We start from the raw sequence: 668 nt of genomic DNA, 5'->3' as shown, positions 1-668 counted from the left end.
CTTGACCATACGCTTAAGTCGGACGTGACGGCGCGCCGGCTGGAAGTGATCACGGAGACGGGACGCCGTCGTTGGTTCTCCAAGGACGACAAGGCCCGGATCGTCGAGGAGACGCTGGTACCAGGCGCGGTCGTTTCCGAGATTGCCCGGCGACACGGGCTGACCCCACAACAAGTGTTTACCTGGCGGCGGCAAGCACGGCGGTTGCCGACGCCGATGGCTGACGATCCGCCGTTTGTACCGGCGGTGGTAGACGCCATGGTACCGGCCGTGGCTGTTGGCCATGAGCGCAAGATAGCGCGACGCAAGGCTCAGCCAGATGTCGGGGGCATCGAGATCGAAGCCGAAGGCGTCACTATCCGGGTCGGCCGAGGCGCGGACGTGGCGGTGATTGCGGCCATCATCGATGCGCTGAAGGCAAGCCGGTGATCGGTCCGTCCGGAACTGTCCGGGTGATGGTGGCAACCAAGCCGGTCGACTTCCGCAAGGGAATGGAGGGGCTTGCGATGCTGGTACGCGAGCACATGAAGGCCGATCCGTTCTCGGGTGCTGTTTATGTGTTCCGTGCCAAGCGTGCCCAACACGCGACATTCTGCATACAGTCTTCGAAGCGCGACAATTGCATATCCGTGGCATCCGCTTTTTGGACGGACGCTTCAAGTCGCACC

The 668-nt window shown here is 62.7% G+C and carries 2 protein-coding genes; both read left to right on the top strand.

The annotated features are described in order from the left end of the window. The coding region (tnpA, locus tag AC630_RS42185) for an IS66-like element accessory protein TnpA (protein WP_349540250.1) at positions 1 to 429 on the top strand (429 nt) is incomplete at its 5' end. Beyond that, a partial coding sequence (tnpB, locus tag AC630_RS42180; protein ID WP_074124336.1) for an IS66 family insertion sequence element accessory protein TnpB occupies positions 426 to 668 on the top strand: 243 nt, incomplete at its 3' end. The genes tnpA and tnpB, both read left to right, overlap by 4 nt.

This window comes from Bradyrhizobium sp. AS23.2 (genome assembly GCF_001908185.1).
GTDB lineage: Bacteria > Pseudomonadota > Alphaproteobacteria > Rhizobiales > Xanthobacteraceae > Bradyrhizobium.
Note: the sequence above shows the minus strand (reverse complement) of the source record. Positions and strands in the feature narration are given on the sequence as shown.